Source organism: Streptomyces sp. NPDC107765 (genome assembly GCF_055657085.1).
Window position 1 is genome coordinate 80,827 of record NZ_JBVKBL010000022.1, and the last position, 18,875, is coordinate 99,701.

Consider the following 18,875-nt stretch of genomic DNA (forward strand, 5'->3'; position numbering starts at 1 on the left):
TGCCTCACAGTGTCGTGGGGGACGAGGCCGTCGGCCCGGGGTGGGTGCGGACCGCCGCCGTGATGGCGTCGGCGAGGCGGTCGAGGATCGCGTCCGCCTGTTCGTCGGTGATGGTCAGGGGTGGCAGCAGCCGGACGACGGCGGAGTGCCGGCCGCCCAGCTCGACGATCAGGCCGCGGTCCAGGCAGGCCCGCTGGACGGCGGCGGCGAGGTGCGGGGCGGCGGGGCGGGCGCCGCCGGGGTCGAGGTCGGCGTCGGGGTCGACGAGTTCGACGCCGAGCATCAGGCCGCGGCCGCGGACGTCGCCGATGCAGTCGTGGGTGCCGGCCAGGGCGCGGAGCTGGTCGAGCATCCGGGCGCCGAGTGTCCCGGCGCGTTCGGCGAGGCCGTTGGCGCGGACGTGGGCGAGGGTGGCGCGGCCCGCGGCCATGGCGAGCTGGTTGCCGCGGAAGGTGCCGGCGTGCGCGCCGGGCTGCCAGGCGTCGAGTTCCTCGCGGTAGACGATCACGGCCAGCGGCAGGCTGCCGCCGATCGCCTTGGACAGGACGAGCACGTCGGGGACGATGCCGCTGTGCTCGATCGCCCAGAAGGTGCCGGTGCGGCCGACGCCGGTCTGGACCTCGTCCACGATCAGCGGGATCTGCCTCGCCGCGGTGAGCTCGCGCATCCGCCGCAGCCAGCCGTCCGGGGCGGGGATCACCCCGCCTTCGCCCTGCACGGGTTCCAGGATCATCCCGGCCGGCCGGGGCACCCCGCTCTTGTGGTCGTCGAGGAGGTTCTGGGTCCAGCGGGCGGCGAGTTCGGCGCCGCGCTCACCGCCGGTGCCGAAGGGGCAGCGGTAGTCGTAGGGGTAGGGCAGCCGGGCCACGCTGGTGTGCTGGGCGCCCCCGGAGGCGGCGAGCGCCTCGGCGGTCATGCCGTGGTAGGCACCGGAGAAGGCCATCAGGCCGTCCCGGCCGGTCGCGGTGCGGACGAGTTTGAAGGCCGCCTCGACGGCGTCCGTACCGGCCGGGCCGCAGAACTGGATCCGCCCCTTTTCGGCCAACTCCCTTGGCAGCGTGGCGAACAGCTCGGTGGTGAAGTCGTCCTTGACGGGGGTGGCCAGGTCGAGGACGTGCAGCGGAGCGCCCGAGTCGAGGACCGTGCGGATCGCCTCCAGCACGACGGGGTGGTTGTGGCCGAGGGCAAGGGTGCCGGCGCCGGAGAGGCAGTCGAGGTAGCGCCGGCCGTCGGCGCCCTCGATGGTCAGCCCGCGGGCGCGCACCGGGACGATGGGCAGTGAGCGCGCGTACGTACGGGCTGCGGACTCACGCAGGGACTGGCGGCGCAGGATCCCCTCGTGGGCCGGCGGCGCGGCCGCCGGCACGGTTTCGGTCAACGCCACGGCAGTTGTGTCCTCCTGCTTGGTGAGCTGCTGCATACCGAGCGGGCCGGCGGGCAGCCCGGCCGTCCCCCGTACGTACCAACGACGGCGGCGACGCCGGATCACGGCCCGGAACAAGATCCTTGACGGGCTGGAACCGGGGACCCGAGTACCGCCGTCCCCATCGTCACCGGCATAGTGGGGTCTTGCGCTCGGATCTTGAGGTTCATGACAACTTCCGAACCGGCGCGACTCCGCTCAAGCCACACCGTTCAACTCAGGGGGATCCCACCCATGCGACACATACTCCCGCCCGCCGCCCGCCGCCGCCCCGGGAGGAGAGCGCTCCGCGCTCACAGATCCAATGTCCTGGCCGCCGCCGCCCTCACCGCCGTAGTGGCGCTCACCGCCACCGGCTGCGGGCCGGACAGCGACAACGCGGACGCCAAGCCCAGCCAGTCCGCGGCGGACACCACGGGTGGGGGTGCGATCAAGATCCCCAAGGACATCCAGGACAAGCTCAAGGAACACGGCATCGACCTGGACAAGTGGAAGAACGGCGAGTGGAAGAACTGGGACCGGGACAAGTGGCTCCGGGAGGCCGGGGAGTTCATCAACCCGATCATCAAGAACTTCTGGAACCCGGACAAGATCGAGAAGGTCAAGCCGCCCAAGGACCCCAGCAAGCCCGAGGACATCTCGGAGGACCAGGGCAAGACGGATCCTGAGCCGGCCGCCGTCCCCGCCCAGGCCGTCAAGACCCCGTACACCGCCACCGCTCCCGGCGTGGGTCTGCTGCTGTTCAGCACGCCCGAGGGCGAGTCGCGCTGCTCCGCCACGGTCGTCAAGGACCCGGCGCACCCCGGTAAGTCCAACCTGGTGTGGACCGCGGCGCACTGCGTGCACGCCGGCAAGAACGGCGGCTGGTACCGCAACATGATGTTCGTGCCGAACTTCAACAAGACCGGTGGCACCGCCGGTCAGTTGAAGAACAAGCCCTTCGAGGAGCGCGTCCCCTCGGGCAAGTGGTGGGCGGACGACATGGCGACGTCCAGCGAGTGGATCAAGGACGGCGGCGCCGTGCCGGGCGTGCCGATGGCCCCGTACGACTTCGCGCTGATGCACGTGAAGCCGGAGGAGAGCACCGGCGGCAAGTCGCTGGAGGAGATGGCCGGCGGCGCGTACCAGGTCGACTTCAACGCCCCGGCGATGGCCAAGATCCCCAGCCTGACCGCGCAGGGCTACCCGGCCGAGGCGCCGTTCGACGGTGCCGCGCAGCAGAGCTGCACCGACAAGCCGACCCGGCTGTCGATGGACGCCAACAAGCCGACCATGTACCGGATCGGCTGCACGATGACCGGTGGCTCCTCCGGTGGCCCCTGGTTCATCAAGGGCGCCGACGGCAAGCCGGTGCTGGTGTCCAACATGTCGATGGGTCCGCGCCCGGCCCGCTGGTCGGCCGGCCCGCACCTGGGCCCGGAGGCCAAGGCGATCTTCGACAACATGAGCAAGAAGTGGGCGAGCAAGCAGTAGTCCGCTGAGGTGGGGCGGTGCCCGGCACCGTCCCACCGGGCCGCCACCACGGCGAAGGCCCGCTCCGGTCTCCCGGAGCGGGCCTTCCGTGTACCTGCGGGCCCTATCTGCGGACCGTATGTGCGGGGCCTTACGCCGCCGGCACGAACGGGCGGAACTCGGCGGCCAGCGCTTCGTGGACCCGCGCCTTGAGGACCGTGCCCTCGGCGGTGTGCTCCTCGGAGAGGACCTCACCCTCGGCGTGCGCCCGCGAGACCAGGGCGCCCTGGGTGTAGGGCACCAGGACCTCGATCTCGACCCGCGGCCGGGGCAGCTCCTCGTCCAGCAGGGTCAGCAGCTCAGCGATGCCCTGGCCGGTACGGGCCGAGACCGCGATCGCGTGCTTCTCCTGGCGCAGCAGCCGCTGGAGGACCAGCGGATCGGCCGCGTCGGCCTTGTTGACGACCACGATCTCGGGCACGTCGGTGGCGCCGACGTCCCGGATCACCTCGCGGACGGCGGCCAGCTGCTCCTCGGGTACCGGGTGCGAGCCGTCGACCACATGGAGGATCAGGTCGGAGTCGCCGACCTCCTCCATCGTGGAGCGGAACGCCTCGACGAGGTGGTGCGGCAGGTGCCGGACGAAGCCGACGGTGTCGGCGAGGGTGTAGAGCCGCCCGCTGGGCGTCTCGGCCCGCCGGACGGTCGGGTCCAGGGTGGCGAACAGGGCGTTCTCCACCAGCACGCCGGCGCCGGTGAGGCGGTTGAGCAGGGAGGACTTGCCGGCGTTGGTGTAGCCGGCGATGGCGACCGAGGGGACCTGGTGGCGCCGGCGTTCCTGGCGCTTGGTGTCCCGGCCGGTCTTCATCTCCGCGATCTCCCGGCGCAGCTTCGCCATCCGCTCGCGGATCCGCCGCCGGTCCGTTTCGATCTTGGTCTCACCGGGGCCACGGGTGGCCATACCGCCGCCGGTGGAACCGGAGCCACCGCCACCCATCTGCCGGGACAGCGACTGACCCCAGCCGCGCAGCCTGGGGAGCATGTACTGCATCTGGGCCAGCGAGACCTGCGCCTTGCCCTCCCGGGACTTGGCGTGCTGGGCGAAGATGTCGAGGATCAGGGCGGTCCGGTCGACCACCTTGACCTTGACGACGTCCTCCAGGTGGATCAGCTGGCCCGGGGAGAGCTCACCGTCACACACCACGGTGTCGGCCCCGGATTCGAGCACGATGTCGCGCAGCTCCAGGGCCTTGCCCGAGCCGATGTACGTGGCCGGGTCGGGCTTGTCGCGGCGCTGGATGACGCCGTCGAGCACCAGCGCACCGGCCGTCTCGGCCAGCGCCGCGAGCTCGGCGAGGGAGTTCTCCGCGTCCTGCATCGTGCCTGAGGTCCAGACCCCGACGAGCACCACGCGCTCCAGTCGGAGCTGGCGGTACTCGACCTCGGTGATGTCTTCGAGCTCGGTGGAAAGACCCGCCACACGGCGCAGCGCCGCGCGGTCCGACCGGTCGTACTGGTCGCCGTCGCGCTCCCCGTCGATCTCGTGGCTCCAGGCGACGTCCTCTTCCATCAGGGCGTCGGCCCGAAGGCTCTCCGGGAGGCGCTGCCGGTCCTGCGGAAGGGAAGAAGAGGAGGTCATTTGATCCTTTGCGTCGTTGGGAAGCCCTCATGGGGACCGATGAACGGCCCCACCGGGACTGTCGTAGGTGTCAACGTACGACACGCCCCGGAGATTCCCGGGCTGCCGGCGCCGACCTGATGATGGTCCCACGGCCCGGGAGGGCGGTCACGTGGGTTTTCCGGGGGGAGTGGGTTTTGCGGCGAGCTTCACCGGCTGTCCGGTCCTGCCGGGCTGCCCGCCCTTCGCGGGCTGCCCGGGCTGCGCCGGCTTGCCCAGGTCGCCGGCCGCACCGGGCCGCCACTGTGGGTGGCCGGGCATCGGCGGGGTGTGCGCGCCGTAGAGCCACTCCTGGAAGAAGCCGGTGAGGTCCTGCCCGGAGATCTTGGAGGCCAGCGCGGTGAAGTCGGCCGAGTCGGCCACGCCGTCCTTGTGGTGGGCCACCCATTCGCGTTCGAGCCGGTCGAAGGCCGCCGGGCCGATCTTCTGCCGCAGGGCGTAGAGGACCAGGGCGCCGCCGTCGTAGATGATGGGGCGGAAGATGCCGATCTTCTGGCCGGGGCTGGGGACCTTGGGCGCGGCGGGCGGCCCGCCCTCGGTCCGCCACCCGTCGGACTGCTCGTACGCCCGGTGCATCCGGGTCTCCAGGTTGGCCCGGCGGTCGCCCTTCTCCTGGGCGTAGAGCGCCTCGTACCAGGTGGCGTGCGCCTCGTTGAGCCAGACGTCGGACCAGCGGCGCGGACTGACGCTGTCGCCGAACCACTGGTGCGCCAGTTCGTGCACCATCACGGACTCCACGTACCAGGCGGGCAGGTGCTCGGTCGTGAACAGGTCCTTCTCGAAGAGCGAGAGGGTCTGGGTCTCCAGCTCGAAGCCGGTGCGGGCGTTGGCGATCAGCACCCCGTACGCCTCGAAGGGGTAGGGGCCGACCTTGCGCTCCATCCAGGCGACCTGCGCCGGCGTCTTGGCCAGCCATTTGCCGAGCACCGCGCGGTGCGCGGTCGGGACCACGTCGCGGATCGGCAGGTCGTGCGGTCCGTGTTTGAACAGCACGCTGGACTTCCCGATGGAGACCTGAGCGAGTTCGGTGGCCATGGGGTGGGCGGTGCGGTAGGTCCAGGTACGACGTGCCGCGCGGGTGCCGGCCGCCCCCAGGGGCAGGCCGTTGGCGACCGCGGTCAGCTCCTGGGGGGCGGTGATGCGGAAGGTGAAGAACGCCTTGTCGGAGGGGTGGTCGTTGCAGGGGAAGACGCGGTGGGCGGCGTCGGCCTGATTGGCCATGACCAGCCCGTCGGTGGTGCGGATCCAGCCGCCGTCGGTCTTGCCGCGGGGGTCGCTGGTGTGCTGGACGGAGATCTTGACCTGCTGTCCCCGGGAGATGTGGGACGGGGGGACGACCACCAGGTCCTCGCCGTGCTGCTCGTACCGGGCGGGCAGGCCGCCGACCTTCACGGAGCGCACCGTGCCGCGGGCGAAGTCGAGGTTGAGCCGGTCGAGCTCGGTGGTGGCGTGCGCGGTGATCTCCGTGGTGGCGTTCATCGGCCGGTCGTTGTGGCCGGAGTAGTCCAGGGAGACGTCGTAGGACGTGACGTCGTAGCCGGTGTTGCCGAGCAGGGGGAAGAGCCGGTCGCCCAGGCCCTGGGCCTCCAGGGGCTGCGGCTCGGCCACGCCGAGGGTGGCGACGGCGGCCAGCCCGAGTGCGGCGGCCCGGCGGCCGGAGCGCCGGAGCCGGCCGGTTCGGGCACCGCGTGGCGCGGGGACGGTGCGGTCGGGGTCGCGGGACGGTCGGCGTGAGCGAAGGGACATGAACTACGGCTACCAACGCGGCCGCCTCCGCGGTGGGCGAGCCGTCAAACGGCACCCGAACGGGCGGTGCTCCGTGCGTCTGTCCCGGAAGGCGTCCTCCGGACGGCCCGCAGCCGTCCGACGGGCCGTCACCACCCGTGGCCGGTCCGGCCTCAGGGGCGCATCGCCGCGGCCTGCCGGACCCGCCCGGCGCGCAACACGTCGAAGACGCCGGGCACTTGCCGCATGGCGCGCATCAGGGAGGGCAGCCCGGCGGCGTTCGGCAGGTGCAGCGTGTAGGTGTGGCGCACGCGCTGTTCGTGCGGGGGTTCGACGGCGGCGGACACCACGGCGGCGCCCTGGGCGGCGATCACCTCGGTGAGGTCGGCCAAGAGGTGCGGCCGGCTGAAGGCCTCGGCCATGAGGGTGACCCGGCAGCCGTGGGCGCCCTGGCCCGCGCCCCGCCAGCGCACCCCGACCGGCTGCCGTCCGGTGGCCGCCATACGGGCCACGACGGGGCACAGGGCGCGGTGCACGGTGACCGCGCCGCCCCGTACGGCGAAGCCGGTGACGGTGTCCGGCGGTACCGGTGTGCAGCAGCCGGCCAGCCGGACCGCGGCGCCGGGCAGGTCCGCGACCGCGAGGACCGAACCGGGCGTGGCGCGGGCCGCCGCGGGGGGCTCGCCGTCCGGGGCGGGCCGGCCGGCGGGCGAGGGTCCGGCAGGCGGCTCGGCAGGGCCCTGCGGGCCGACGGCGGGCTCCTGGGACCCGGACAGCCAGCGGGCGATGGCGAGCCGGGCGGCGGGCGTACGGGCGTGGTCGAGCCATTCCGGCGAGGGGCCGGCGGCGGAGTCCGGGGCCATCAGGAGCTGCAGGCTGTCGCCGTCGTGCAGGACGGTGGCGAGGGTGGCGAGCCGGCCGTTGACGCGCGCGCCGATACAACAGTGCGCCCGCTCACCGTGCCGCTCGTACGCCGCGTCCACACAACTGGCGCCGGCGGGCAGGCCGATGGCCTCGCCGGCCGCCCCGTCCGTGGCGTCCGACCCGTCCGAGGGCGCGTCCGCGCAGAAGACCGTGATCTCGCGGTCCTGGGCGAGATCGTCGCGCAGCGAGGTCCAGAAGGTGTCCGGGTCGGGGGTGGTGCGCTGCCACTCCAGCAGACGGGAGAGCCACCCGGGGCGGGTCGGGTCGGCCCGCTCGCCCTCGGGGGCGTCGGGCCCGTCCGTGGGTGCGTACGGATTGCCCAGCGCGATCACCCCGGCCTCGGCGACCCGGTGCATCTGGTGGGTGCGGATCAGGGTCTCGGCGATCTCCCCGGAGGGGCCGGTGACGGCGGTGTGCAGCGACTGGTAGAGGTTGAACTTCGGTGTCGCGATGAAGTCCTTGAACTCGGAGACCACCGGCGTGAAGCAGGTGTGCAGCTCACCGAGGACGGCGTAGCAGTCGGCGTCCTCGGCCACCAGCACCAGCAGCCGCCCCAGGTCGGCGCCGGTCAGCTCGCGGCGGGCCAGCCGTACGCGGTGCACGGAGACCAAGTGCCGGGGGCGGACGAGGACTTCGGCGTCGATGCCGGCCTCGGCCAGGACCGTGCGCATCCGCTCCGCGATGTCGGCGAGCGGGTCGGGCCGGCCGGCGTACTCCAGGACGAGGGCCTGGGTGGTGGCGTACTCCTCGGGGTGCAGGATCGCGAAGACCAGGTCCTCCAGCTCGGCCTTCAGCGCCTGGACGCCGAGGCGTTCGGCCAGCGGGATCAGCACGTCGCGGGTCACCTTGGCGATCCGGGCCTGCTTCTCGGGCCGCATCACGCCGAGGGTGCGCATGTTGTGCAGCCGGTCGGCGAGCTTGATGGACATCACCCGGACGTCGTTGCCGGTCGCCACCAGCATCTTGCGGAAGGTCTCCGGCTCGGCGGCGGCGCCGTAGTCGACCTTCTCCAACTTGGTCACGCCGTCGACGAGATAGCCGACCTCGGCGCCGAACCGCTCGCGTACCTGATCCAGCGTCAGGTCGGTGTCCTCCACGGTGTCGTGGAGCAGCGAGGCGGTCAACGTCGTGGTTTCGGCGCCGAGTTCGGCGAGGATGAGGGTCACGGCCAACGGGTGGGTGATGTACGGCTCGCCGCTTTTGCGCAGCTGGCCGCGGTGCGAGGACTCGGCGAGCAGATAGGCCCGGGCGAGGGTGTCCAGGGCGGCGTCGGGGTGGTGGCGGCGGTGCACCTTGGCGACGTGCTCCAGGGCGTGCGGGAGGCCGTCGCGGGGGGCCGGGCCGAGCAGTGCGGCGCGGCCGATGCGGCGCAGCCCTCTGAGCTCCAGCCGGCGGCGGCCGCGCCCGCGGCCCGCTGCTCCAGGGTTACCAGGGTTCGTGGCCTCTGCGCTCATGGGCACCTCCGGCAGCGTCGACCGGCGGTGGGGCGCGTCAGTTCCGGTGTCCCGGGCCGGTGCTTGATGCTATCGAGCCCATCACGCAGCGCTGTCCACCTCTCGCTCAGAGTGATACGGATCACCCGTTCGAGCGAATCTTTTGGCCTGAACCGATTCTGCGGGGCGACCGGGCAGTGTCCCCGCCCGGCCTCCCCGTCGTGGGCCGGTCAGGCGAGCGCGGCGGTCAGCCAGGAGGGGTCGAAGGTGCCCTCGGCGACGATCTCGGCCGGTCCGGTCATCTCGACCGTGCCGTCGGGCAGCTCGGTGATCTTCAGGCTGCCGCCGAGCACATCGACCCTGTAGGTGACGGGGGTTCCGGTCGCCGCCGGGTCCAGACCGTCCCTCCGGGCGGCCGCGACGGCCACCGCGCAGGCACCGGTGCCACAGGACCGGGTCTCGCCCGAGCCGCGCTCGTGGACCCGCATCGCCACGTGCCCAGGTCCGCGGTCGACCACGAACTCGATGTTGACGCCATCGGGATAAACCGCCGCGGGGCTGAACGGCGGTACGGCCAGCAGGTCCCCGGCGTGGGCCAGGTCCTCGACGAACGCGACCGCGTGCGGATTGCCCATGTTGACGTTGCGGGCCGGCCAGCTGCGGCCGCCGAGCGTGACCACGACGCCGTCCTCGGGCAGCACGGCGCGGCCCATGGAGACCGTGACGTCGCCGGTCTTGGCGAGGTGGACGCGGCGCACGCCGGCGCGGGTGGCGATGGCGAGGTCGCCGGCCTCGACCAGACCGGCGTGCAGCAGGTAGCGCGCGAAGACCCGGGTGCCGTTGCCGCACATCTCGGCGATCGAGCCGTCGCCGTTGCGGTAGTCCATGAACCACTCGGCCTCGTCGGCCTGATCGCGCGCCTCCGGGTGCGCGGCGGACCGTACGACGCGCAGCACGCCGTCACCGCCGAGGCCGGCCCGCCGGTCGCAGATCCGGGCGACCGCGGCCGCGGGAAGGTCGAGCAGACCGTCCGGGTCGGGGACGATCACGAAGTCGTTCTCGGTGCCGTGCCCCTTGAGGAAGGGCACCCGCTGCGTACTGGTCACCCTTGCATCGTACGGGGCGGGGGTGACAGGGGCGGTCGGGGGCGGGTGGGGGGAGGTGGGGACGCGGCTGGTGGGGGGCCGCCCGGCCCCTCCGGCGACGCGGGGGGCCGGGGGCGCGCGCCGCGGCGTAGGGGTCGGGGCTCCGGCGACGCGGGGGGTGGTCTCCTGACCCGCCCACCCCCCGAAGGGGGGTGGGCGGCGGGGAAAAACAGGAGCGCGTCGTTCCGTACGCCGGGAGAGGAGCGCGTCAGCGCGGCCCAGGCGGGAGAGCGTCGATGCAGCCCTGCGGGAGAACGTCGCTGCAGACCCCGGCGGGAGCGCGTCAGCGCAGGCGGGCCACGCGCCAGATGGCCAGGGCCGCGGGGACGGCCACCACCAGGGCGTACAGGAGGACCACCCGCCAGCTGGCGCGGCGGCCGGAGCCGCGGGCGGGCAGGCCGGGCCAGGTGTGGCCGACGCGGCGGGCGGCCATCATGCCCCAGCCGGCCGCGCAGCAGCACAGCAGCAGGCCGAGCATGGCGATCACCGCGCCACCGTCGCCGCCGAACTCGAAGGCCAGCGGGAAGGCGAACATCAGCGAGCCGAGGGCCGCCAGCCCGACGATCGGTGCGAGCTGCCACAGCCGCAGCCGGCGCGGCGGACGCAGCTCGCGGAAGGACTCGCCGCCCTCACCGGTCCCGCCGGCGGCGTCCGGCCCGTCGGAGTCGTCCAGCGCCCCGGTGGTGTCCAGGGCATCGGAGTGGCCCATGGGGTCGGAGGCGTCCAGGGGATCGGACGGGGCGAGGGTGCCGGACGGGGCGAGCGGGCCGCTGCCGAGGGCGTCGCCGCCGGACGGACCGTCCTCGGCGAGGCCGTCGTGGGACAGGTCGCCGTGCGACCGACCGCCCTGGGAGAGACCGTGGTGCGACCGGCCGCCGTGGGCCACGTCATCCCGGTCCGCGTCGCCCCTGGAGGGGTCGTTCCCGAGGGGGGTGTCCCGAAGCGGGGCGGTGGGGACGTCGGGGCCGTCGGCGGTCAGCGGTGCCGCGCCGACGTCCGCGCCGTTATCCGTGTCGGTGTCCGTGTCAGCGCCGTTGTCCGGCTGCTGGGCTCGGTTGCGAGGGCCGGCCTCCATTGCCACGCGCCCTCCCCACTGCCGCATGCATGCCTCGATCGAAGGTCGATGATGACACGCCCTCAGGGGCCCTGATGACGGCCGGAGCGTCCCGATGCCATGACGTGATCAGGCTGTGACCGGTCGTTCGAGCAAGGCCAGCGCCTGCTCAGGGAGTTCCGCCCGGTGCTCGGCCGCACCGCTGAGCCAGTGGACGCGCGGGTCCCGGCGGAACCACGAGTCCTGACGGCGCGCGAAGCGCTTGGTGGCGCGCACCGTCTCGTCCCGCGCCTGCTGTTCCGTGCACTCCCCCGCCAGCTGCGCGAGCACCTGCTGATAGCCGAGCGCCCGGGAGGCGGTGAGGCCCTCCCGCAGTCCTTCGGCCTCCAGGCGGCGCACCTCGTCGACGAGGCCCGCCTCCCACATGCGGTCGACCCGGCGGGCGATCCGCTCGTCGAGTTCGGGGCGCGCGACGTCGACCCCGATCTGCACGGTGTCGTAGACGGCCTCGTGACCGGGGAGGTTCGCGGTGAAGGGGCGGCCGGTGATCTCGATGACCTCCAGGGCACGCACGATGCGGCGGCCGTTCCCGGGCAGGATGGCGCGGGCGGCCTCCGGGTCGGCGGCGGCGAGCTGGGCGTGCAGGGCTCCGCTGCCCAGATCGGCCAGCTCGGCCTCCAGACGGGCGCGCACCTCCGGGTCGGTGCCGGGGAACTCCAGGGCGTCGATGGCACCGCGTACGTACAGGCCGGAGCCGCCGACGAGGACCGGGGTGCGGCCCTCGGCGAGCAGCCGGTCGATCTCGGCGCGGGCCAGCCGCTGGTACTCGGCGACGCTGGCGGCGCGGGTGACGTCCCAGACGTCCAGGAGGCGGTGCGGTACGCCCTGCTGCTCCTCGGGCGTGAGCTTGGCGGTCCCGATGTCCATGCCGCGGTAGAGCTGCATGGAGTCGGCGTTGATGACCTCGCCCCGCAGGTGCTGGGCGAGCGCAACGCCCAGATCGGACTTTCCGGCCGCGGTGGGGCCGACGACGGCGATGACCCGCGGAGCGGGGACAGCGGTGTTCACCCCGTCAGTCTCCCAAACATCGGTGGCCCATCTCGAACGAGCGACGTGACGGGCCACCGATGACGTCGTTGCCTGTTGCGAGGTCCCGAGAGAGCCGGTGCAGCACCGGCGCCCGTGGGCGGCGCAACGGTCCGCTCCGGGCGGCAGGGGATTTCGCCCACATGAAGAGCGTAGGAGCAGTTATGGGCGTGTTTTCGCGGTTTCGCCGCCGTAAGTCCGAAGCGTTGACGGAGGAGAGCGCCGCAACGTCGGTGACGGCCGAGGCGGAGGAGCCGGCGAAGTCGGCCGCGTCGGCGGAGGCCGAGGGCGCCGAGGAAGCCCGGGGGGCCGCGGAGGCCGAGGAGTCGGCGGACGCCGGGGAGGCCGGGGAGGCCGCGGCCGGCGACGGGTCCGTGGCGGACGCGGTGGACGAAGGTGTGGCGGACGACGTGGCGGAAGCGGCGGCCCCGGAGGTGTCCGGTGACGGGACGCGTGACGGACAGCGTGCGGAGACCGCCGAGGCGGCCGCCGAACGGGCCGCGGAGACGTCTCCCGAACCGGCCGCCGAGCAGGCCGCCGAAGGGGAGCCGCACGGCGCGGCGGAGCAGACCGCCGAGAGCTCCGGGATTCCCCGGCAGCAGTCGGTCCGGGCCACTGCGGACAGCGAGTCCGGCGAGGGCGCACGGAAATGAGGCACGGGTAGTTCACGCACGTCGGAAAGACGGGCAGCGCACGACGGCCGCGAGGTGGCTCACCACCTCGCGGCCGTCGCGTCGTATCACGGCGCGGGCTACGACCAGGTGGCGACGAAGTACCCCACTCCGTACGGGGCCTCCTCGCGCAGCAGCCGGCCGGCCAGGCCCGCGCCCTCGGCGGCGCCCGCCAGGAGCTGCCAGCCGGCCCGTCCGGACGCCTGCAGGGCCGCGGCGAGCTGGGCGTCCAGGGCACTCAGCGCGGCGACGTCGGCGGCACCCAGCGCGCGGGACACGGCGGCGTCGAAGGGCTCGGCCCGGTCGTCGAGGTAGCCGGGGGCCTTGACCGTCCGGCAGGCGCTGCCGTCGCCCATCACCAGCAGGGCCACCCGGGGCGCACGGGTGGCGATCTCCCGGCCGGCCGCCAGGGCCCGTTCGGCGGGCAGCGCCGGGTCCAGGCCCAGGCCCTCCACGGGGGCGTCGGCCCAGTCCGCGCGGGCCAGCAGCCAGGCGCCGACGGAGAGGGACGGCGGGAGCGGCCGCTCGGTGGCGGCCTCGGCGGCGCCCAGCGTCACATCGAGCGGCACCCCGAAGCCGCGGAACGAGCCGGCGGCACCCTCGGGGTGCGGGCCGCGGGCGGCCTCGTCGGCGGGGCCCACGACCACCAGCCGGTCCGGGCGGGCCGCGGCGAGCAGGCCGATCGCGTCGAGGCAGGCGGCGCGCAGCGGTTCCAGCTCGGGCGCCGCGCCGGCGGCGACCTCCGGGACGAGCAGGGGCGGGCAGGGGCAGAGGGCGGCGGCTACGAGCATGCCACGCAGCGTAACGCCCCCTGCTCGCCGTCCTTGCGGTCAGTCGCAGCCGCAGCCCGCGGTGGGCACCGGGCTCGGGGCCGGGACACCGATGGTGGGCAGGCCCAGCAGGACGCCCTTGGGCTTGTCGGCCGGGGCGGCGGTGCGCTTCTCCCAGGCGTCACCGGCGCGGGTACGGCGGACCCCCTTGGCGGGGCCCTCCGCGAGGAGGTGGTGCGGAGCGGCGTAGGTCACCTCGACGGTCACCACGTCGCCGGGACGGACCGGCTCCTCGGGCCGGGTGAAGTGCACCAGGCGGTTGTCCGGCGCCCGGCCGGACAGCCGGTGGGTCGCGTCGTCCTTGCGGCCCTCACCCTCGGCGACCATGACGTCGAGGGTGCGGCCGACCTGCTTCTTGTTCTCCTCCCAGGAGATCTCCTCCTGGAGGGCGACCAGCCGCTCGTAGCGCTCCTGGACGACGGCCTTGGGGATCTGGCCGTCCATCTCGGCCGCGGGGGTGCCGGGGCGCTTGGAGTACTGGAACGTGAACGCCTGGGCGAAGCGGGACTCGCGGACGGTGTGCAGGGTCTGCTCGAAGTCCTCCTCGGTCTCCCCCGGGAAGCCGACGATGATGTCCGTCGAGATCGCGGCGTCCGGCATGGCGGCGCGCACCTTCTCGATGATGCCGAGGAACCGCTCCTGGCGGTACGAGCGGCGCATGGCCTTCAGGACCCGGTCCGAGCCGGACTGCAGCGGCATGTGCAGCTGCGGCATCACGTTGGGCGTCTCGGCCATGGCGGCGATCACGTCGTCGGTGAAGTCGCGCGGGTGCGGGGAGGTGAAGCGCACCCGCTCCAGGCCCTCGATGTTCCCGCAGGCGCGCAGCAGCTTGCTGAAGGCCTCGCGGTCGCCGATGTCGGAGCCGTAGGCGTTGACGTTCTGCCCGAGCAGGGTGATCTCGCTGACGCCGTCGGCGACCAGCGCCTCGACCTCGGCGAGGATGTCGCCGGGCCGGCGGTCCTTCTCCTTGCCGCGCAGCGCCGGGACGATGCAGAAGGTGCAGGTGTTGTTGCAGCCGACGGAGATCGACACCCAGGCCGCGTACGCGCTCTCGCGGCGGGTCGGGAGCGTGGAGGGGAACGCCTCCAGCGCCTCGGCGATCTCGACCTGCGCCTCCTCCTGGACGCGGGCCCGCTCCAGCAGCACCGGCAGCTTGCCGATGTTGTGCGTCCCGAAGACCACGTCGACCCAGGGGGCCTTCTTGACGATGGTGTCGCGGTCCTTCTGCGCGAGGCAGCCGCCCACGGCGATCTGCATCCCGGGATGGGCCGCCTTCTTGGGGGCGAGCTGCCCGAGGTTGCCGTAGAGGCGGTTGTCGGCGTTCTCCCGCACCGCGCAGGTGTTGAAGACGACGACGTCGGCCTCCTCGCCCCCCTTGGGCGCACGGACGTACCCGGCCTCCTCCAGCAGGCCGGACAGCCGCTCGGAGTCGTGGACGTTCATCTGGCACCCGTAGGTGCGGATCTCATAGGTCTTCGGCACGCCCACGACGTGGCTGCGGTCGGTGCTGCTGGTCATCCCTCAAGGGTAAGGGCCCGCCGGAGAAGCCTTCTCCCCGCGGCCCGTAAGGCCGGTATCACGGGCCGGGCGGAGCGTGGTGGACCACAGGGCCCCTCCCCCCTCCCGCCGGAGCCCCGCACCTGGCAGGATCCCGCGCATGGTCACCGCACTCCCCCGCCCCGGCCGCCGGGTGTATCAGGCAGGCGTCGCGGCGCTGGTCGTGCTCGGGCTGGCGCTGTGGTGGCTGCTGTCCATGGGGAGCACGCCCGCGCCGGGCGGGCAGGTGACGATGGCCACGGGCGTGCCGACGGGGGTGTACGCGCGCTACGGCGAGCTGCTGCAGCAGGACCTGGCGCACGACATGCCGGACGTCCGGCTGCGGCTGACCCGTAGCGAGGGGTCGATCGACAATCTGCGGCAACTGGTCTCCGGGCGTGCGGAGTTCAGCATCGCGACGGCTGACGCGGTCGCCACCTACCAGTTCCGGGGCGAGCCGGGCGCGGACCGGCTGCGGGCCTGTGCGCGGCTGTACGACGACTACATGCAGCTGGTGGTGCCCAAGCGGTCGGCGGTGCGCTCGACCAAGGACCTGCGGCGGCTCCGGGTGGGCGTCGGGGCCGACGGTTCGGGTGTGCAGCTGATCACCCGGCGGCTGCTGGAGGCGGCCGGACTGGACTTCGACCGGGACATCAGGCCCGTGCGGGTGGGCATCGACCGGATGCCGCAGCTGCTGGAGCGGGGGAAGCTGGACGCCTTCTTCTGGTCGGGCGGGCTGCCGACGACGGCGGTCCAGCGGCTCGCGGAGCGGTTCCCCGTACGGCTGGTGCAGCTCGGGGACCTCACCGAGGGGCTGCACCGGCAGGGCGAGCGCACCCGCTACTACCGGGCGGCGGTGATGCCCGCCGACGCCTATCCGCGGGCCCAGGACGGGCAGGCGGTGAAGACGATCGCCGTGGCGAACCTGCTGGTCACGACGGACCGGGAGGATGCGGCGCTGACCCAGGGCATCACCCGGACGGTGATCGACAGCCGGGACTGGATCGGGCGTCAGGTGCATGCCGCGCAGAAGGTGGACCTGCGGACGGCGGTGTTCACCGATCCGCTGCAGCTGCACGACGGGGCCCGGCGCTATTACGTGTCCGTGAAGCCCTGAGGGCATCGGACCGCGGCCGTGCGTGGCCCCTGGCACCCAAGAAAGCGCCCTGGCCTGCGACGGACGGTGCCGTCGCAGGCCAGGGCAGACGCGCGGAGCGTCAGGCGGGGATGATGTTCTCCGCCTGCGGGCCCTTCGGGCCCTGGGTCACGTCGAACGAGACCTTCTGGCCCTCCAGCAGCTCACGGAAGCCCTGAGCCTGGATGTTCGAGTAGTGGGCGAAGACGTCGGGGCCGCCGCCGTCCTGCTCGATGAAGCCGAAGCCCTTTTCCGCGTTGAACCACTTGACGGTGCCGGAAGCCATGTTTTTCTCCATTCATGGGGCAAACCGGGGACCACACCGTGCGGTCCCCTTCGCCGCGATCATCGCCCCACACCGGAAACGGCCCGGAAAGCTCCGGAAAACAGGAACGCCCGGGGCTACCAGCCTCCGGGCGCACACAACGTTCATGGGTACCACAACTGCAACGTCCTTCGACGGTAGCACACGGCGCCGACGGGCCGGCCGGCTCAGGGCGCACTGCGCGGCAGGGTGACGGTGACCTCCAGCCCGTGCGGCGGGTGCGGGGCGTAGGCGATGGTGGCGCCGCCCGCGGCGAGCAGGGCGCGGGTGATCGACAGGCCGAGCCCGGAGCCGGAGACGTTCTGGTGGCGGCTGCTGCGCCAGAAGCGGTCACCGATCCGCGCGAGTTCGTCCTCGGTCAGCCCGGGACCGCGGTCGGCGACGGTGATCCGCACCTGCGCGCCGTCCGGCACCACCCGTACGGTCACGGGTCGGCCGGCCGGGGTGAACTTGAGGGCGTTGTCGACGACCGCGTCCAGCGCGCTGGAGAGGGCGACCGGGTCGGCCCAGCCGGTGACCGCGGGCTGGCCCTCGTAGGTCAGCCGGACGCCCTTGTCGTCGGCCATCGGGCGCCAGGAGTCGACGCGCTCGGCGGCCAGCGCGGCCACGTCGGTGAGCTGGAGGTCGGCCGCGGTGTGCTCGGCGAGCGCGAGGCCCAGCAGACCGTCCAGGACCTGGGCCAGCCGCTTGCCCTCGGTGCGCACCGAGGCGATCTCCTCGTTGCCTTCGGGGAGTTCGAGGGCCAGCAGCTCGATCCGCAGCAGCAGCGCGGCCAGCGGGTTGCGCAATTGGTGGGAGGCGTCGGCGACGAAGGCGCGCTGCTGTTCCAGCACCTCCTCGACGTGGTCGGCCATCTCGTTGAAGGAGCGGGCCAGCCGGCGCAGTTCGGGTGGTCCGGCGGTGCCGGCGACCCGGGACTTCAGCCGGCCGGTGGCGATGTCGTGACTGGCCGCGTCCAGGACCCGTACGGGCCGCAGCACCCAGCCGGTGAGCCGGAAGGCCGCGCCGACCGCGACGAGCATCGCCGCGCACTCGCCGGCCGCGATCAGCAGCCAGCCGTGCAGGATCCGGGCGCGCATCTGCCCGGTGGGCGAATCGGTCATGACCACCGCTACCACGTCGCCGTCGCGGATCACCGGCGAGGCGACCGGGATGCGGCCGTCGTCGTCCCACGGCCAGATCTGGCGCGGGTCGTGGCTGCGGCGGCCGGCCAGCGCCTCGCTGAACGCCTGGGCGCCCTCCCCGTCGCGGGGCACCGGCATGTCCCGCGGGGCGGCGGCCATCGGGGAGCGGTCGCGGTAGAAGACGCCGGCCCGGATCCCGTACAGGCCGTAGTAGCGCGCCAGCTCCGAGCGGAGGGTGGCGCGCCGCTCGTCCTCCTCGGGCGTCTTGTCCTTGGGGTCGGCAGCGGGGCGGGCGGTGACGAACTGGGCGAGCGAGGCGAACCGGGCGGCGTCGTCGATCCGGTCGACGACCACCTTCTGCTGCTCCACGCCGGCGGTGATGACACCGAGCGGGAGGCCGAGCGCGAGCAGCACACCGGCCATCAGGACGATGAGGAGCGGAAGGAGTCGGGTGCGCACGTGCCCGCGGCGGCCTTCAGGGAGCCTGGGCGGCCGGTGAGGCCGGCACGACCAGGCGGTAGCCGACGCCGCGTACGGTCTCGATCAGGGCGGGCATGCGCAGTTTGGCGCGGAGTGAGGCGATGTGCACCTCCAGGGTCCGGCCGGTGCCCTCCCAACTCGTCCGCCACACCTCGCTGATGATCTGCTCCCGGCGGAAGACCACCCCGGGCCGCTGGGCGAGCAGTGCCAGCAGATCGAACTCCTTGCGGGTCAGCGGCACCGCCGCGCCGTCCACGCACACCTGGCGGGTGGAGAGTTCGACGGTGACCGCGCCGAGCCGCAGCGGCGCCTCGGGCGCGCCCTCCTCGGCCGGCTGCTCCGTGCCGCCGGCCGGCGGCACCGCGTTGCGCCGGCTGACCGCGTGGATACGGGCCAGCAGCTCACCGGTGTCGTACGGCTTGACGACGTAGTCGTCCGCGCCCAGGTTGAGGCCGTGTATGCGCGAGCGCACGTCGGAGCGCGCGGTGACCATGATGACCGGGGTGGTGCTGATCTTGCGGATCCGGCCGCACACCTCGAAGCCGTCCTGGTCGGGCAGCCCGAGGTCGAGCAGCACCACCGCGAACGGCTCGGCGGCATCGGGCAGCAGGGCCTTGAGCGCCTCCTCACCGCTGCGCGCGTGGACGACGGACAGGCCGTGCTTGGCGAGCACGGCGGCCAGCGCCGCGGCGACGTGGTCGTCGTCCTCGACCAGGAGCAGTCTCATCGGGCCTCCTTCCCGGGTGCGTACGGACAGGCCACAGGGCATCTACGGCGATGGCGGGTGCGCGCGTCAAGAGGAGGCCACCTCCCGGCCGCCATCCGTTACCCAGCCGGTACGCCGGCACCCCTGA

15 protein-coding genes are annotated in these 18,875 nt (G+C 73.2%); 3 read left to right on the forward strand and 12 right to left on the reverse strand.

The window, feature by feature from the left end:
• Window positions 1-4 precede the first annotated feature (4 nt).
• On the reverse strand, window positions 5-1,384 hold the full coding sequence (locus tag ACZ7MX_RS36180) for a diaminobutyrate--2-oxoglutarate transaminase family protein (RefSeq protein WP_472138570.1): 1,380 nt from the start codon (window positions 1,382-1,384) through the stop codon (window positions 5-7).
• Between the two features lie 273 nt (window positions 1,385-1,657).
• Between ACZ7MX_RS36180 and ACZ7MX_RS36185 the strand changes: the two genes are divergently transcribed.
• Window positions 1,658-2,896 carry a trypsin-like serine peptidase gene (locus ACZ7MX_RS36185; protein WP_472138497.1) on the forward strand — a complete coding sequence of 413 codons (1,239 nt, stop codon included), beginning with the start codon at window positions 1,658-1,660 and terminating at the stop codon, window positions 2,894-2,896.
• 130 nt (window positions 2,897-3,026) lie between these two features.
• Here ACZ7MX_RS36185 and hflX read toward each other — a convergent pair whose 3' ends face one another.
• From hflX to miaA, 6 genes are all read right to left on the reverse strand, one after another.
• Entirely contained in the window at window positions 3,027-4,514 is a 1,488-nt protein-coding gene (gene hflX, locus ACZ7MX_RS36190; protein ID WP_472138499.1) for a GTPase HflX, read from the reverse strand.
• A 147-nt stretch (window positions 4,515-4,661) separates the two neighbouring features.
• Window positions 4,662-6,299, reverse strand: a complete 1,638-nt coding sequence (locus ACZ7MX_RS36195; protein ID WP_472138501.1) for a M1 family metallopeptidase — start codon at window positions 6,297-6,299, stop codon at window positions 4,662-4,664.
• Window positions 6,300-6,451: 152 nt separating this feature from the next.
• Window positions 6,452-8,656: a RelA/SpoT family protein gene (locus tag ACZ7MX_RS36200; protein ID WP_472138503.1), complete on the reverse strand. Its 2,205-nt coding sequence runs from the start codon at window positions 8,654-8,656 to the stop codon at window positions 6,452-6,454.
• A gap of 209 nt (window positions 8,657-8,865) precedes the next feature.
• Complete coding sequence (dapF, locus tag ACZ7MX_RS36205; protein WP_472138505.1) at window positions 8,866-9,741, reverse strand: diaminopimelate epimerase; 876 nt, start codon at window positions 9,739-9,741, stop codon at window positions 8,866-8,868.
• Window positions 9,742-10,063: 322 nt separating this feature from the next.
• On the reverse strand, window positions 10,064-10,489 hold the full coding sequence (locus ACZ7MX_RS36210; RefSeq protein WP_472138572.1) for a hypothetical protein: 426 nt from the start codon (window positions 10,487-10,489) through the stop codon (window positions 10,064-10,066).
• A 474-nt stretch (window positions 10,490-10,963) separates the two neighbouring features.
• Complete coding sequence (gene miaA, locus ACZ7MX_RS36215; RefSeq protein ID WP_472138507.1) at window positions 10,964-11,902, reverse strand: tRNA (adenosine(37)-N6)-dimethylallyltransferase MiaA; 939 nt, start codon at window positions 11,900-11,902, stop codon at window positions 10,964-10,966.
• Between the two features lie 182 nt (window positions 11,903-12,084).
• On the opposite strand from miaA, the gene ACZ7MX_RS36220 reads away from it, so the two are divergent.
• Entirely contained in the window at window positions 12,085-12,573 is a 489-nt protein-coding gene (locus ACZ7MX_RS36220; protein WP_472138509.1) for a hypothetical protein, read from the forward strand.
• A gap of 98 nt (window positions 12,574-12,671) precedes the next feature.
• Here ACZ7MX_RS36220 and ACZ7MX_RS36225 read toward each other — a convergent pair whose 3' ends face one another.
• Both ACZ7MX_RS36225 and miaB read right to left on the reverse strand, forming a co-directional pair.
• Complete coding sequence (locus ACZ7MX_RS36225; RefSeq protein ID WP_472138511.1) at window positions 12,672-13,382, reverse strand: class III extradiol dioxygenase subunit B-like domain-containing protein; 711 nt, start codon at window positions 13,380-13,382, stop codon at window positions 12,672-12,674.
• A gap of 39 nt (window positions 13,383-13,421) precedes the next feature.
• The gene (miaB, locus tag ACZ7MX_RS36230; RefSeq protein ID WP_472138513.1) at window positions 13,422-14,939 is read right to left on the reverse strand and encodes a tRNA (N6-isopentenyl adenosine(37)-C2)-methylthiotransferase MiaB; all 1,518 of its coding nucleotides are present in this window, start codon (window positions 14,937-14,939) and stop codon (window positions 13,422-13,424) included.
• Window positions 14,940-15,078: 139 nt separating this feature from the next.
• Between miaB and ACZ7MX_RS36235 the strand changes: the two genes are divergently transcribed.
• Complete coding sequence (locus ACZ7MX_RS36235; RefSeq protein WP_472138515.1) at window positions 15,079-16,074, forward strand: TAXI family TRAP transporter solute-binding subunit; 996 nt, start codon at window positions 15,079-15,081, stop codon at window positions 16,072-16,074.
• A gap of 100 nt (window positions 16,075-16,174) precedes the next feature.
• On the opposite strand, the gene ACZ7MX_RS36240 is transcribed toward ACZ7MX_RS36235, so the two are convergent.
• From ACZ7MX_RS36240 to ACZ7MX_RS36250, 3 genes are all read right to left on the reverse strand, one after another.
• Window positions 16,175-16,378, reverse strand: coding sequence for a cold-shock protein (locus ACZ7MX_RS36240; RefSeq protein WP_472138517.1), 204 nt, complete (start codon window positions 16,376-16,378; stop codon window positions 16,175-16,177).
• A gap of 206 nt (window positions 16,379-16,584) precedes the next feature.
• Window positions 16,585-18,000, reverse strand: a complete 1,416-nt coding sequence (locus ACZ7MX_RS36245) for a sensor histidine kinase (RefSeq protein WP_472138519.1) — start codon at window positions 17,998-18,000, stop codon at window positions 16,585-16,587.
• 16 nt (window positions 18,001-18,016) lie between these two features.
• A complete protein-coding gene (locus ACZ7MX_RS36250) occupies window positions 18,017-18,748 on the reverse strand; it encodes a response regulator transcription factor (RefSeq protein WP_472138520.1) in 732 nt (243 codons plus the stop codon).
• Window positions 18,749-18,875: the final 127 nt, after the last annotated feature.

What these genes read in the sequence shown, in the direction of transcription:
- ACZ7MX_RS36185 (WP_472138497.1), top strand. Translation starts at nt 1,658, where the DNA reads ATGCGACACATACTCCCGCCCGCCGCCCGCCGCCGCCCCGGGAGGAGA.
- hflX (WP_472138499.1), bottom strand. Translation starts at nt 4,514, where the DNA reads ATGACCTCCTCTTCTTCCCTTCCGCAGGACCGGCAGCGCCTCCCGGAG.
- ACZ7MX_RS36195 (WP_472138501.1), bottom strand. Translation starts at nt 6,299, where the DNA reads ATGTCCCTTCGCTCACGCCGACCGTCCCGCGACCCCGACCGCACCGTC.
- ACZ7MX_RS36200 (WP_472138503.1), bottom strand. Translation starts at nt 8,656, where the DNA reads ATGAGCGCAGAGGCCACGAACCCTGGTAACCCTGGAGCAGCGGGCCGC.
- ACZ7MX_RS36210 (WP_472138572.1), bottom strand. Translation starts at nt 10,489, where the DNA reads ATGGGCCACTCCGATGCCCTGGACACCACCGGGGCGCTGGACGACTCC.
- ACZ7MX_RS36220 (WP_472138509.1), top strand. Translation starts at nt 12,085, where the DNA reads ATGGGCGTGTTTTCGCGGTTTCGCCGCCGTAAGTCCGAAGCGTTGACG.
- ACZ7MX_RS36225 (WP_472138511.1), bottom strand. Translation starts at nt 13,382, where the DNA reads ATGCTCGTAGCCGCCGCCCTCTGCCCCTGCCCGCCCCTGCTCGTCCCG.
- miaB (WP_472138513.1), bottom strand. Translation starts at nt 14,939, where the DNA reads ATGACCAGCAGCACCGACCGCAGCCACGTCGTGGGCGTGCCGAAGACC.
- ACZ7MX_RS36235 (WP_472138515.1), top strand. Translation starts at nt 15,079, where the DNA reads ATGGTCACCGCACTCCCCCGCCCCGGCCGCCGGGTGTATCAGGCAGGC.
- ACZ7MX_RS36240 (WP_472138517.1), bottom strand. Translation starts at nt 16,378, where the DNA reads ATGGCTTCCGGCACCGTCAAGTGGTTCAACGCGGAAAAGGGCTTCGGC.
- ACZ7MX_RS36250 (WP_472138520.1), bottom strand. Translation starts at nt 18,748, where the DNA reads ATGAGACTGCTCCTGGTCGAGGACGACGACCACGTCGCCGCGGCGCTG.